Origin of the sequence: Nocardioides sp. CPCC 206348, assembly GCF_048654705.1 — a bacterium.
Classification (GTDB): domain Bacteria; phylum Actinomycetota; class Actinomycetes; order Propionibacteriales; family Nocardioidaceae; genus Nocardioides.
This window is the reverse complement of the sequence record NZ_JBMCZA010000107.1, coordinates 41,261-54,248: the sequence shown is the minus strand read 5'-3', so window position 1 is coordinate 54,248 and position 12,988 is coordinate 41,261. Positions and strand designations below refer to the sequence as shown.

General features: G+C 64.3%; 10 protein-coding genes. 6 read left to right on the top strand and 4 right to left on the bottom strand.

What is annotated here, in order from left to right:
- Positions 1–3 precede the first annotated feature (3 nt).
- From ACOADB_RS05710 to ACOADB_RS05695, 4 genes are all read left to right on the top strand, one after another.
- Complete coding sequence (locus ACOADB_RS05710; protein ID WP_378596976.1) at positions 4–2,955, top strand: Z1 domain-containing protein; 2,952 nt, start codon at positions 4–6, stop codon at positions 2,953–2,955.
- A gap of 84 nt (positions 2,956–3,039) precedes the next feature.
- On the top strand, positions 3,040–3,264 hold the full coding sequence (locus ACOADB_RS05705) for a hypothetical protein (RefSeq protein ID WP_378596975.1): 225 nt from the start codon (positions 3,040–3,042) through the stop codon (positions 3,262–3,264).
- 65 nt (positions 3,265–3,329) lie between these two features.
- Positions 3,330–4,424, top strand: coding sequence for a PIN domain-containing protein (locus ACOADB_RS05700; protein WP_378596974.1), 1,095 nt, complete (start codon positions 3,330–3,332; stop codon positions 4,422–4,424).
- Positions 4,425–4,678: 254 nt separating this feature from the next.
- Complete coding sequence (locus ACOADB_RS05695; RefSeq protein WP_378596973.1) at positions 4,679–6,931, top strand: hypothetical protein; 2,253 nt, start codon at positions 4,679–4,681, stop codon at positions 6,929–6,931.
- 374 nt (positions 6,932–7,305) lie between these two features.
- Here the strand turns inward: ACOADB_RS05695 and ACOADB_RS05690 are convergent, their stop codons facing one another.
- The 4 genes from ACOADB_RS05690 to ACOADB_RS05675 all read right to left on the bottom strand — a co-directional run bounded on the left by ACOADB_RS05690 (position 7,306) and on the right by ACOADB_RS05675 (position 11,106).
- Positions 7,306–7,485: a helix-turn-helix transcriptional regulator gene (locus ACOADB_RS05690; RefSeq protein WP_378596972.1), complete on the bottom strand. Its 180-nt coding sequence runs from the start codon at positions 7,483–7,485 to the stop codon at positions 7,306–7,308.
- Between the two features lie 203 nt (positions 7,486–7,688).
- Entirely contained in the window at positions 7,689–8,786 is a 1,098-nt protein-coding gene (locus tag ACOADB_RS05685) for a tyrosine-type recombinase/integrase (protein WP_378596971.1), read from the bottom strand.
- A gap of 709 nt (positions 8,787–9,495) precedes the next feature.
- The gene (locus ACOADB_RS05680) at positions 9,496–10,362 is read right to left on the bottom strand and encodes an alpha/beta fold hydrolase (protein ID WP_378596970.1); all 867 of its coding nucleotides are present in this window, start codon (positions 10,360–10,362) and stop codon (positions 9,496–9,498) included.
- Positions 10,363–10,479: 117 nt separating this feature from the next.
- Positions 10,480–11,106, bottom strand: coding sequence for a TetR family transcriptional regulator (locus ACOADB_RS05675; protein WP_378596968.1), 627 nt, complete (start codon positions 11,104–11,106; stop codon positions 10,480–10,482).
- A 92-nt stretch (positions 11,107–11,198) separates the two neighbouring features.
- Between ACOADB_RS05675 and ACOADB_RS05670 the strand changes: the two genes are divergently transcribed.
- Together ACOADB_RS05670 and ACOADB_RS05665 are read left to right on the top strand one after the other, a co-directional pair.
- Positions 11,199–12,446 carry an NADH:flavin oxidoreductase/NADH oxidase family protein gene (locus tag ACOADB_RS05670; protein ID WP_378596967.1) on the top strand — a complete coding sequence of 416 codons (1,248 nt, stop codon included), beginning with the start codon at positions 11,199–11,201 and terminating at the stop codon, positions 12,444–12,446.
- Positions 12,443–12,988 (top strand): SDR family NAD(P)-dependent oxidoreductase (locus ACOADB_RS05665; protein ID WP_378596966.1); only part of this gene is annotated, 546 nt, incomplete at its 3' end. The genes ACOADB_RS05670 and ACOADB_RS05665, both read left to right, overlap by 4 nt.

The following is a 12,988-nucleotide window of genomic DNA, read 5'->3' as shown; positions in this document are numbered from 1 at the left end:
CACGTGACCGACCAGCGCCCTGGATGGGCCGACGCCCTGACAAACGTGTTCGTGGCCCTGAAGAACCAACTACCCACGCCACTGCTTCCTCTGCTTGCAGCAATGTCCGGATCGACCGTCGACGAGCAGGAACTAGCAATGTTCGTGCGCGGTGCGGACGAGAACGAGTCCGCCCTGACCCAAGCTCGCATGGCACTGGCGAAGTGGGACAGCCAAGACGACCACGTCGCCGCTGACGGCATCGCCACGGCACCGCGGACGCAGGAGCGCCGCTCGGCGATCTACAACGGACTCGGTCTTGTCGGTGAGGCGGCGGCGGCATTCACCGAGAGGGTCGAGGTATTCGAGCTTCCCGCCATCGTGATTTCGAAGGTCTTCGAGCCTTGGTATCCGGCCGAGCGAAAGCTCAGGACCAGCGTGTACTGGGATGACTACGAGACGTACTTGCGTGATGTGAAGAAGTGGCCGGCCTCATCCATCTCGTCCCTCGACGAGACCACCTCCGAAGTGATCGAGCGACTCAGTCGCCCGACCCGACCCGAAGCGAAGCAGACGAAGGGCCTCGTCGTCGGCTACGTACAGAGCGGGAAGACCGCGAACTTCACCGGAGTGGTCGCCAAGGGGATCGACGCCGGCTACCGCTTGATCATTGTGCTCACCGGGACGATCGAGATCCTGCGCTCCCAGACTCAGAGGCGCATGGACATGGAACTCATGGGGGTCGAGAACATCCTCGGCGGGCAGGACCCGACCGACCCTGCTGTCGCCAAGGAACTCGACTACCAGCAGGACGAAGAGTGGAAGGCAGATCGCTTCGTCAAGCACGGTGATGCTCTCACCCTTCCGGGTGTCGTCGAGATCGCCCGTGTGACTAGTCATCACAGCGACTACAAGCGGCTGCCCCAGGCCATGACGAAGCTCAAGTTCGCACGCAAGAACAAGCAGAAGCCGCTCAATGACGAGGAGAACCTCTTCCACTCGGGTGCCTATGTCGCCGTGCTCAAGAAGAACAGCGCGCCGCTGAAGAAGCTCATCCAAGACTTGAAGCCACTGAAGAACGACCTTGCTGAACTACCTGTTCTGATCATCGACGACGAGTCGGATCAGGCATCGGTCGACACGACCAACCCCGCGAAGTGGAAGAAGGGCTCGGCCGAGAATCGCAAGCGCACCACGATCAACCAGTTGATCACGGAAATCCTCAAGATCTGCCCCCGTGCCCAGTACGTCGGCTACACCGCGACACCCTTTGCGAACGTGTTCGTCGACCCCGACGACGAACGCGACCTGTTCCCGGCAGACTTCGTCCTGTCGCTCCACAGGCCGCCCGGCTACATGGGCGTTCAGGAGTTCCACGACGTCGGCAAGAGGTGGGACGACGAAGAGAAGACCGTCGCCAACTCGAACGAACTCGCCCACATCCGTCCGCTCGTCGGTGATGTCGACACCGATCCAGTCGGTCGCATCGAAGAGCTTCAGGAGGCGCTCGACGCGTGGGTCCTCTCGGGAGCCATCAAGAAGTACCGCGAGGGAAGCTCGGACGTCGCGTACCGCCACCACACGATGCTGGTGCACGAGTCGGTCAGGAAGGACGACCACGCCGACACCGCCACCGACGTCCGGTCGCTGTGGGGCAAGGCCAAGTTCAACTCGTCCGAAGGTTTCGCACGGCTGAAGAAGCTCTACGACACCGACTTCCGGCCCGTCATGGAAGCCCGCGCAGCGGGCGCTCCGATCCCCGCTTCCTTCGAAGACCTCAAGCCGTTCATTGGGACGGCACTGGCCGAAATCACGATCGACGGTGACCCGGTCCTCATCGTGAACTCGGACAAAGAGATTCAGACCCAGCAGAAGAAGCTCGACTTCGAGGCCGACAAGGTGTGGCGCATTCTCGTCGGCGGCACCCAGCTCAGTAGAGGCTTCACGGTCGAAGGACTCACCGTCTCCTATTTCCGACGCAAAGCCGGCCAGGCAGACACCCTCATGCAGGCCGGGCGCTGGTTCGGATTCCGGCCCGGCTACCAAGACCTCGTTCGGCTCTACATCCGGCGCGACTCTCAGGTCGACCTCTACGAAGCCTTCGAGGCGCTCCTGATGGATGAGGAAGCGTTTCGAGCGGAGCTAAGCCAGTACGCCGGGTTCGACGAGAATGGCATGCCCCTCTTGGAGCCGCGGCAGATCCCGCCGCTAGTCAGCCAGCACCTTCCCTGGCTCAAGCCGACCGCCCGTAACAAGATGTGGAACGCCGTCATCGCCAATAAGGCCCCGACGGACATCCAGGACCTCTACGGGCTCCCGCCGAGCGGAAGCGACGAGAACCGCAAGAACCTCGACAACGTCGTGGTGCCGCTGCTCAAGCACGCGACCACCGAGGTCATGCTTCCGTACGAACTTGACGGCAAGGCAGGCTTCCACCAGCGGGCCAGAGTCGGCCTCGTGGGCGCCGATGAATTCATCCAGCTGTTCGGCAACCTGGCGTGGAACGACGAGTACGAGGCCAACATCAAGGCGTTCCGTGGCTTCATCAAGAAGGCGACGGACGACAAAAAGATCACCGACTGGGCCGTTGTCTGGACCTGGCCCAACACGGGCGGACGTCTCTTCGACATCCCGGAGCTCGGCGGCGATGTCTCTGTCGTGAAGCGCAAGCGCCGCGCAGGGCGTATCGACTTCGTCGGCTCGGACCGCAAGCACCGTGCAGCCGCGAGGCCGATCGCACTCGGGGAAGCGGTTGCCCCGCTCGGAGAGTCCTCGACCCGCGGGGTCATCCTCATTTCGCTGGTACCTGACCGCGAGCCAGATGAAGCCACGACGCCGATCGACCGAAAGGATCTCGTGGGCCTGATTTCAATCGCCGTGCCAGCCAAGGCGGTGCCGAGGAGCAACCTGATCCAGTGGACCGTCATCAACTCGGCGAACCCCGATGACGTGGTCGTCGACCAGTCGGCCCAATAGCTCCACAGAAACCCCGGCGCGATGACTTTCCACAGAATCGGGGCCGGAAGTGACACATCGTGATTGCGCGGGCAAGCTGGATGCATGACGGCGAAGGATGGACGGATCGGGATCTTCCGTTCCCGCGTCACTCGTGACGGCGAGGCGTTGATGCGGGACGGGCAGCCCTACTTCCAGATGAGCCGCATGCCGGAGGCGAGCCGGCCGGACGGCGACCGCGACCTCTTTGAGATCCAGTTCGCAGACGGAATCTGGATGCTCGTGCGGGAAGACGACCTCGTCGCTGGCGTAATCGGGCAGGTGGAGTAGCCGAGCGTCGTCCGGGCGCGAATGGCGCCGGCGATCTGTCGGCGGACCTTCGTAGGATCGGTTGCGTGAAGACCCTGATACTCGACTCCAACGAGCTTGCTCGGGACTTCGTGTGCATGAGCCTGCGCTATCAACTGCTTGAACACAGCGGTCCATCTCCCTGGGTCCAGGTCCATATTCCAGCAGTCGTTCTCGAAGAGACGGTCGCGAACTACGAGCGTGCTCTGGCCAAGGCAGGCGACGCCTCTGGCCTTGCCGAACGAGAACGCCGTCGGCTCGGCCTTGACGTCATTGGCGCCCTCGACCGCGATGCCTACCGTGACTACCTGTTGGAACGATTCGACTACCGGCTGGGCTTCACTGTCCTCACATGGCCCGAGGTGCCGCACGTCGACCTCGTGAAGCGAGCCGTGACAAGAACGCCGCCGTTCAACGCGAATGGAGGCGGCTACCGCGACTCACTCATTTGGGCCGACGTGTTGGAACTCGCTCGGTCTGGCCGGGATGTCGTGCTTGTGTCCTCGGACAAGATCTTCGCCGGACCCGATGGCAACCTCGCGGAGCAGCTGGCCGCAGAAGTGCGCGACCTCAAGGGTGCCGTGGAGCTCACCCAAGAACTGGGGCCTTGGCTCCTCGACGCCCTGCCCTGGGGGGCCGATGGGATGACCGATGCGGTGATGAGCGCGCAGGACCGCGAGGTCTACGAGTACATGCAGACGTCCGATATCCAGGGCGAGCTGGAACCTCACATTGTCGACCTCGGTTTCGAACGGTCTCCGTACAACGTGCTGGTCGACGACGTGCAGTGGGACGGAACCTTCACCAGAGTCTCAACCTCGGTCGGTCCCGATGGCCTCTACGTCGCCGAGTACGACCTAGACGAGACGGTCTCAATCGCGGCGACATTCAACGCACTAGATGTGCGGGATGCGGGCTGGGCCACGAGTAAGACCGACTCGCTCGGTCAGGTCGTTCTCGAAGGGGATCTTCCAATGGTGGTGCGGATGGCGGTCCTGTTTGGCGGCGATGTGTCGTTCAGCATCGAGGAGATCGGCTGGCGGCGATCCGATGGCGTCGGCCCAGGTGCCGATGTGTATCGACCCGAATTGGATCAGATGCAGCCGTCCATGTTCGATTCAACTGGCGCACCACACACCTGAGGACGGACGCGGGGCGGGAGTACGAGTGGATGAGCCGAGCGTTGGCCTCATCTTTGTCAGGTGCGGCCAGGAGCCCGCGTCACGCGTTCATCCACGACGACTTGCGCTTGTCCCCCGGCCCGAAGAGGTCCTCTCGATGTTGGGGGACTGCCAGGCCCGTTGTTCCTCGGGTGTACCGATCGACGTTGACAATGGCGCCGCGGTGACGCATTCTTTTCTGGTACACCGTAGGAACAACCAAATTGGAGCCGGGGATGAAGTTCTACACCGCCAGCAAGAGCCGAAACCAGGGCCGCGAAGCGTGGTCGGTCATCTTCCGCCACCCGGCCCGCCTGGACCTGGCAACCGGTAAGACCGGACGTCGCGTCCGTCGCGGACTTGGCACCAGCGACGAGACCGAAGCAGGAATGCTCGTCGACCAGCTCAACGAACTGCTCAGTAGCCCCCAGCTGTGGGAAGCCACCGCTCGGTCGACGGCGGTCGGTCGCTTCGACGCCCGGATCGTCGACATCTTCTACGAGGGTCTGGAGGCCGCGGAGGTCGACTTCGCCGAGCTTCGCGATGCCATCGTTCCGCTGCCGGGTGAACATGACGGTTACCGCACGGTCCTGCTACTCGGCACCACTGGCGCTGGCAAGACCACTGTCGTACGGCAACTGCTTGGCACCGACCCGGACACAGAGCGCTTCCCTTCGACATCAACTGCGAAGACGACAGTCGCCGACACCGAACTCATCACGACCGACGACGAGCTCTACCGCGCCGTGGTGACCTTCGTTCCTCGTGACGAGGTAGTCGACTACGTCACCGAGAACGTGTCCGAAGCTGCGCTCGCCGCCTTCCGCAAGCGATCCGACGACGAGATCCGCCGTCGCCTTCTCGACCACATCAACCAGCGCTTTCGGTTCAGCTATGTGCTCGGACGCGGCACTGCCCCGACCGGTGATGATGACCTTGCTGATGATGACGATGTCGAAGACTTCGAAGACATCGATCCTGATGAGTACGGCACCGTCGATCTCGCGACCACGACAAGGGTCGTTACGAACGCCGTTGAAGCGGTGAAGATCGTCGTGGCCCGCCACGCGAGCGTTATCAGCGAAGCCTTTGCGGACATCGAGGAGGACGAGCGCGTTTTGGAGGAGCTCATCGAGGAGAGTCTCGACAGCGATCTACGGCAGTCCGACGAGTTCCACGAGATCGTCGACTCGCTCTTCGACGAGATCGAGAAGCGCTTCGCCGCGCTGGATGTGGGAGACCTGACGCGCAACCGCCAGGGCTGGCCGACTACCTGGTCGTGGGAGTCCGATGACCGAGTGGCGTTCATCAAGCTGGTGACGCGCTTCTCCAGTAACTACGCGCCGCTGTTCGGACGCCTTCTGACACCGCTGGTCAATGGCATCCGAGTGAGCGGGCCCTTCCAGCCGGACTGGGCGTCAGCGCCCGTCCGCCTGGTTCTTGTCGACGGCGAAGGACTCGGTCACACCCCGAAGTCGGTCGCGACGCTCTCTACCCATGTCGCGACTCAATTGCAGAATGTCGACGCGGTCTTGCTTGTGGACAACGCTGCGCAGCCGATGCAGGCTGCCCCAGTCGCAGCGCTCAAGGGCATCGCTGTCTCGGGCAACGCCAGCAAGCTGCACGTCATCTTCACTCACTTCGATCAGGTCAAAGGCGACAACTTGCCGGGGTTCAGCGACCGCGAACAGCACGTCCTCGCATCGGTCGAGAACGTGCTGAAGTCCATCGGCGACGAACTCGGCCCCGCCGCCGAACGCGTGCTGCGCCGTCGAATCGACAGGGCGCGCTTCTTCGTTGGCGGCATCCAGGATCAGCTCGACGCCAAGAAGAAGGCTGGCTCGCGCTCTATCCAGCAACTCGACGCCGCCTTGGACCTCCTGGCGCACCCGGAGCGCGCCGCCGATGCCGGCCCGAGTCGCCCAGTGTTCAACCGCATGAACCTGTCACTGGCCGTGATGGAGGCAGCAAAGACCTTCCACACCCGATGGCGCGGCATCCTCGGTCTGGACTACAACCCGGACGCGCCCAAGGAGCACTGGACTCGCGTCAAGGCACTCAGCCGTCGGCTGGCCGAGGGATGGAACGACGAGTACGACAACCTCAAGCCTGTGGCTGACTTGCGTTACCACCTTCAGATGCAGGTCTACCTGATGCTGCAGCGCCCGGAGCGCTGGTCCGGCGGCGAGCCCAGCGAGGACGAGAAGCAGGCGACCATCGACGCTCTCTCGAATGCCGTGACGAACCGGCTCGTGGAACTGACCCAGCGCCGCCTCCGGGATGACGTTCGGCTGGGCTGGCAGGAGGCCTACCTGCAGAAGGGACCGGGGTCGACTTTCGTGCGAGCCCGGATCATCGCCAACGACGTCTACGACCGTGGCGCTCCGATCCCGACAGTGAGTGCGTCGCCTGATCAGAACCGCTTCTTGCGTGACGTCGCCGATGCTGTAGACGAGGTCGTTCGCGAATACGGTGGTGATCTCGAGTGAGCCCACATTGTCGATTCGCTCGGAGTTCGCCTGATACCGCGGATTCGAACCACGGCCACTTACTGGCCACAAACAATGGCCCGCGTCTCCAGAACGCTCCAATAGAGTGGGGCTCTGTCCGTGAGGTTTCCGCTCAACACCCCGAGGAAACCCACGTTCGTCCAAGTTGGACGGTAGTGGTCCGGACGCCGATCACGTCCACAGGTCGCTGGTCCAAATGTCTGTCCGACCTCGCCTGTTCGACCTCGTGGGCGCGCGCAGGAGATTGTTCGTGTGCCACATGCTGGACTCGGCCATGACCTGCCTGAGTCGCCATTCGTGCCGGTTCGACGGCTCGCCGCGTGAGTCTCGCCCAACTCCAGTCCAGCGGGCCATTACGACGCCGCCGCCAACGAATCGACGTACCCTTCCAGATCTGACTTTCGGACCCGGCGGGTGCGGTCGATGTGAACGGAAGGCAACTCACCTGACTTCAGCAGCTCGTAGACCTTCGAGCGACTGATGCTTAGGTAGGCGGCGACCTCTGGGACTCTGTAGAGCAGTTTGTCATCCATGGCTTCCTCCGGCGGCGACGTCGCTGACAGTCACCTATGGGAGTTAGATGGCCTCGAGCGATCAGATGGGCCAGAAATGCTCTGAGTCCACGGCCGCTCAGGACAGCCGTACGCCGGAGTGTGTCGCGGGGTCCGCGGCTCGTACCGCGCCGACAATGCGTCGTTCGGTTGAGCACCACAGCGATCTGACTCGTCAGCGTTGCTCATTTGTCCCTGGTTTGAACGCGCGTGAGCGCGTCGAGGTTGCGCTGGTCGGTATCGGGGAGGGTGTGGAGGTATTTCTGGGTGGTCTGGATCTGGGAATGGCCCATCCGTTCCATCACGGACTTGAGGTCGGCGCCGCCGGCGAGCAGCCAGGACGCGTGGGCGTGCCGCAGGTCGTGGACGCGGACGGGGAAGTCGACTCCGCTGGCTTTCACGGCCGGGAGCCAGGTCCGGGTGCGGAAGGTGTTGCGGGAGATCGGGGTGCCCGCGGTGGTCGCGAACAGCAGTTCGTCGCGGCCGATGCCGTTGGTCTTGATGTGTTCGGCGATCGTGTCGAGCCAAGCCTGGCGGACGCCGAAGGTGCGGGGTTCGTTGTCCTTGGGGTAGGGCTTGGCCAGGTAGCGTTCCCCTGTGGGGGAGTGCTTCTTGGAGACCTCCACGATCGTTTCCTCCACGGCCAGGGTGCGGCGCAGGAAGTCGATGTGGCGGGGCTTGAGCGCGATGAGCTCGCCCCAGCGGAGTCCGGCCTCGATCAGGGTCTCGATCATCAGCCGGTGCTGGGCGGGGAGGGCGGCCAGGAGCCGGTCGAACTCCTGCGGGGTCAGGGTGCGAGTCCTGCGAGTAATCACCTTGGGCAGCTCGGTGTGGTCACACGGGTTGTAGACCAGGACCCGGTCCTTCACGGCGCGGCCGAAGATCGAGGACAAGAAGACGTGGTACTTGCGGATCGACCTCGGCGAGAGACCCTCGGTGTGCGCCTTGGTCACCCAGTCCTGCACCAGAGAGGGCGAGATCCGGTTGAACTTGCGCTGGCCGAAGAACGGGTAGAAGTGCTTGTCCAGGTTCGAGACGTAGGCCGCACGGGTGGAGGCCTCCACGTGCTTGTTGGGCAGCCACTCGGTCTCGACGTACTCGCGGAAGGTGATGTCGCCCAGGGAGGAGTCGTGCCATGAGCCGGCGAGGACCTTCTGTTCTTCGCGGTTGGCGGCACGTTGGGCTTCGCGGCGGGTGGAGAAGGACCCGGCCGAGCGTTTGTGGCCGTCGGGGTCGCGGTAGACGCCCATGTAGGTGGTGCCGCGTGCTCCGGTGCGTTCCATGATCCACGCCATCGCCTGAGACCTCCCGAGAATTGTCGTGTGGGCCAGTTGTAGGCAAAGTCGGCATGGACCTGCTGGGACGTTCGTGGACGTCCGTGGAACCGAAATGTGCCTCTGACCTGGGAGTTTACCCGAATCGTGAGCGTGGAGCGAGGATCGAAATTGCCTGTAGGTATAACTCATAACCCAGAGGTCGCAGGTTCAAATCCTGCCCCCGCTACAAAGTATAAGTGCAGGTCAGAGGCGGTTTCCGAAGAATTCGGAGGCCGTCTCGATCTGCTCTGCGGGGTGCTTGTAGGCAATTGTGGGCAGTCGAGCTGCCGCGACGGCAGCGCTGCGTCCGACGTCAGTGGATACGCATGGATCGCGATGGCCACTGGTGGACTCACCGGACTGAGCGCCGTCCCTTTGCCCGGCCGCGCGTCGGCGTTGACCCAGAGGTCAACGACTCACGATCTGTATCGTCGAACCGTTCTCCTGCCGCGCGGCAAGGGTGGCGATCGTCCCTGTGAACGACGGCGTTCGCGACCTCGCCCAGCGGTCGCGCTACCCATGGCAGTTGGGCTCGCCCACGTGGCGCGAGTCCCGGTTCGCTAGCTGACGGCGGCGGCGATGGGGCCGAGGCTGTCGAACAATTCTCGTTCGTCACGGATGCGGACTCCGTGCTGGCAGCGTCCATGATCCGTTCCCCTGTTCAGTTGGTAAGGGATCAGTCGGCGAGGAAGGCGGTGGCGACGGGAGCGAACTGGTCGTGGAACTGGAAGATGCCGCCGTGTCCGGAGTCGGGATAGATGATCAGCTCCGAACCCTCGATCCGGCGGTGCAGGTCCTCGGAAAGGATCGAGGGCACCATCCGGTCGTTGTCACCGTTGGCGATCAGCGTCGGCTGGGTGATGACCGAGAGGTCGTCGGGCTTGCCGCGCCCCCACGCCTTGATCGCCTTCAACTGCGTCTGGAACCCAGTGAGCTTCATCGGTGCGTCCCGGTCGGCGGTGCGCTCCTGCAAGCGCTTCACGAAAGCCTTGGCTGCCGGCTTGCCGGTGGCGTTGCGGTTGAAGAACAGGAACTCCTTCGGGTCCGAGCGGGTCAGAGTGGCGCGCAGAATGTCGTAGTAGGTCGTCCGGGCGACCTTGTCCATGTCCTTGCCACCCTTGGGTCCGGTGCCGGTCAGAACGAGCTTGCGCACCAGGCCCGGGTTCTTGACGATGAGCGCCTGGGCGATCATGCCGCCCATGGAGAAGGAGAAGATGTCGATCGTGTCGTAGCCCAATGCCTTGATGAAGGTCAGGGCGTCGTCGGCCATGGCCTCAATGGTGTCGGGGACCGAGCCGCTGGAGGCTCCGACGCCGCGGTTGTCGAACGCGATGACGTGGCGGTTCGCGGCGATCGGGTCGACGATGCGGGGGTCCCAGTTGTCCAGGGTCGCGGCCAGGTGGACGAAGAACACCACCGGGATACCGCCCTTGGGTCCCAGCTCGCGGTAGGCGAAGGTGACACCGCCTGCGGTGATCGTGCGCGCAGGGGCGTCCCTATAGGCCGTGACGACGGCGTCACCGGACTGGTGCTGGTTGTTCATGACGTTCTCCTTCTCTGTGAATACGGATGGGTCGGACGGCTCGGGATTCAGGCGGCCTGTTCGATCGTGGAGAAGTCGGTGTAGCCCTCGACGCCGCCGGTATAGAACGTGTTGGGATCAGCGCCGTTGAGACTCGCGCCCGCGCGCCGGCGCTCGGCGAGATCGGGGTTGGCTGTCGGCGATCCGCATCGCGTTCTGGTACCCCGAAGCGAGAACCAGATCTGACAGCTCAGGATCGGTGACCGCGCGGGCGAGCTGGAGCGACGAAACCAGGAGCGTGAAGAGACCGATCGCCCGGTCCCGGGCACCCACGGAATCGACGACGGCGAGGTGTCCTGTAATCGCGTCGATGAGCGCCCGCGCACCGTCGGTGTACGCCTCCCGGGTGGCAACGTCCTGACGCGTGATCTCGTCGAGCAAGGCTGCCGAAGGGCAGCCGTTTCCAGAGTCGTCGCGGTGCTCGGGGGAGAGGTATTCACGGACGAAGGTCTCCACCGAGGCGAGGCCGAGGGGCAGTGCCTCGACCCGCGCGACCTGGGCGGCGAGCTGATCGGAGACGACCGTGGCGATCAGGTCGTCCTTTGACGCGAAGTGTCCGTAGAAGGCGCCGTTGGTCAGGCCCGCGTCGGCCACCAGCGCGGAGATGCCCGCCCCGTCGAACCCGTCGCGCTTGAACCGGCGGCCGGAGGTTTCGATCATCCGTCGTCGCGTCGCGTCCTTGTGTTCCGGTGCGTACCTGGCCATCGCCACATTCCTTTCGTCGTTCTACTTGCGCCATCATAGCATTACGAGCATACTAGTATGAACGTAATGCAACTCGTGAACCAGGAGCCTCGATGTCTGCACTCACCGACCCGCTGGAACTTCCCTGCGGCGTCCGCTTGCCCAACCGAATCGCGAAGGCAGCGCTCAGCGAGGCGTTGGGTGACGCGGACAACTCACCCGACGAGCGGATCGTCACGCTGTATCGCAGGTGGGCGCAGGGCGGCTACGGCCTGCTCATCACCGGCAACATCATGGTCGACCGCGGCCACCTCGGAGAGCCCGGCAACATCGTCATCGAGGACGACCGGGCTCTGGCCCGGCTAACCGAGTGGACCAAGGCAGCGCACGACGGCGGTGCGGCGATCTTCGCCCAGCTCAACCACCCCGGACGCCAGTCCAACCTGCTGGCCGTCGGGCACAAGCCGGTCGCTCCCAGCCCGGTGGCCCTGGCCATGCCGGGCGCCGCGACTCCGCGCGAACTGACCCCCACCGAGATTGAGGACATCATCGACAGGTTCGCGACCGCGGCCGGGGTGTGCGAAGAGGCAGGTTTCGACGGCGTCGAGCTGCACGCGGCCCACGGCTACCTGGTCACCCAGTTCCTCTCGCCGCTCACGAACCTGCGCACCGACGAATGGGGCGGCACTCCGGAACGACGGATGCGGTTCCTCATCGAGGTCGTGCGACGGGTCCGGCAGCGGGTGAGCCCGGGCTTCGCCGTCGCCGTCAAGCTGAACTCGGCCGACTTCCAACGGGGAGGCTTCACCGAGAAAGACTCGCGAGCCGTGGTGGCCGCACTGGCCGGCGAGGCCGTTGACCTGATCGAGGTCTCCGGTGGCAACTACGAGTCCCCGGCGATGGGTGGTTCCGAAGCGCCCGCCACCAGGGCACGCGAGGCCTACTTCCTGGACTACGCGCGGTCCGTCCGTCGCGAGGCAGGCGCCGTGCCGATCGCGGTGACTGGTGGCTTCCGCAAGCGCACGTCGATGGACGACGCGCTCAGCGCGGGCGACTGCGACCTCGTCGGCATCGCCCGACCGACGGTCACCGCCACCGACGCCGCTGCGAGCCTCCTCGACGGAAGCACGACGACGCTGGTGACCCACGAGATCCAGGCCGGCATGCGCCGGTTCCTCGGCCGCCTCACCGATCTGAAGGCGCTCGACGGGTTCTTGAACATCAGCTGGAACGTCGACCAGCTGCACCGGCTCGCCCGCGGCCTCGAGCCGGACCTAGACCGAGGCCCACTGGTGACCGCCCTGGCGATGGTGCGTCGCAACGGCCGGGTGTCCTTCCGCCCGAAGCGGGGCGTCTCATGACCCGCGTGACCCGCACGCCGTACGACCTCACCGACAAGGTCGTGCTGATTACCGGCGGCAACGGCGGCATCGGTGCGGCGACCGGGCGGGAACTGCTTCGCCGAGGTGCGCGGCTCGTGGTCGCCGACATCGACACGACGACTCCAGAACGTGCGGCGGCGCTCGGCGCTGACCGGGTCCTCGGTTGCGTCGCCGACGTCCGGGACCGGTCTTCGCTGGATGACGTCGTGGCACAGGCGGTGGACCGCTTCGGCCGCCTCGACGTCGTGATGGCCAACGCCGGCCTGCTGGCCAAGGCGGCGACCCTGCGCAATACCCCTATCGCCGACGTCGAGGCCACGCTGGCAGTCAACGTCACGGGGGTCGTCAACACGGTCGCTGCCGGCATGGACGAAGTCATCACGAACCGGGGCCAGATCGTGCTGATCAGCTCGGTGTTCGCCTTCATCAACGGGATGGGAACGATCCCGTACGCGATGAGCAAGGCCGCCGTCGAGCAACTCGGCCGAGGCCTACGCCTCGAACTCGCCGACCACCAGGTC

Coding starts and splice junctions, on each gene's coding strand:
- ACOADB_RS05705 (WP_378596975.1), top strand. CDS start 3,040: ATGACGGCGAAGGATGGACGGATCGGGATCTTCCGTTCCCGCGTCACT.
- ACOADB_RS05695 (WP_378596973.1), top strand. CDS start 4,679: ATGAAGTTCTACACCGCCAGCAAGAGCCGAAACCAGGGCCGCGAAGCG.
- ACOADB_RS05690 (WP_378596972.1), bottom strand. CDS start 7,485: ATGGATGACAAACTGCTCTACAGAGTCCCAGAGGTCGCCGCCTACCTA.
- ACOADB_RS05685 (WP_378596971.1), bottom strand. CDS start 8,786: ATGGAACGCACCGGAGCACGCGGCACCACCTACATGGGCGTCTACCGC.
- ACOADB_RS05680 (WP_378596970.1), bottom strand. CDS start 10,362: ATGAACAACCAGCACCAGTCCGGTGACGCCGTCGTCACGGCCTATAGG.
- ACOADB_RS05675 (WP_378596968.1), bottom strand. CDS start 11,106: ATGGCCAGGTACGCACCGGAACACAAGGACGCGACGCGACGACGGATG.
- ACOADB_RS05670 (WP_378596967.1), top strand. CDS start 11,199: ATGTCTGCACTCACCGACCCGCTGGAACTTCCCTGCGGCGTCCGCTTG.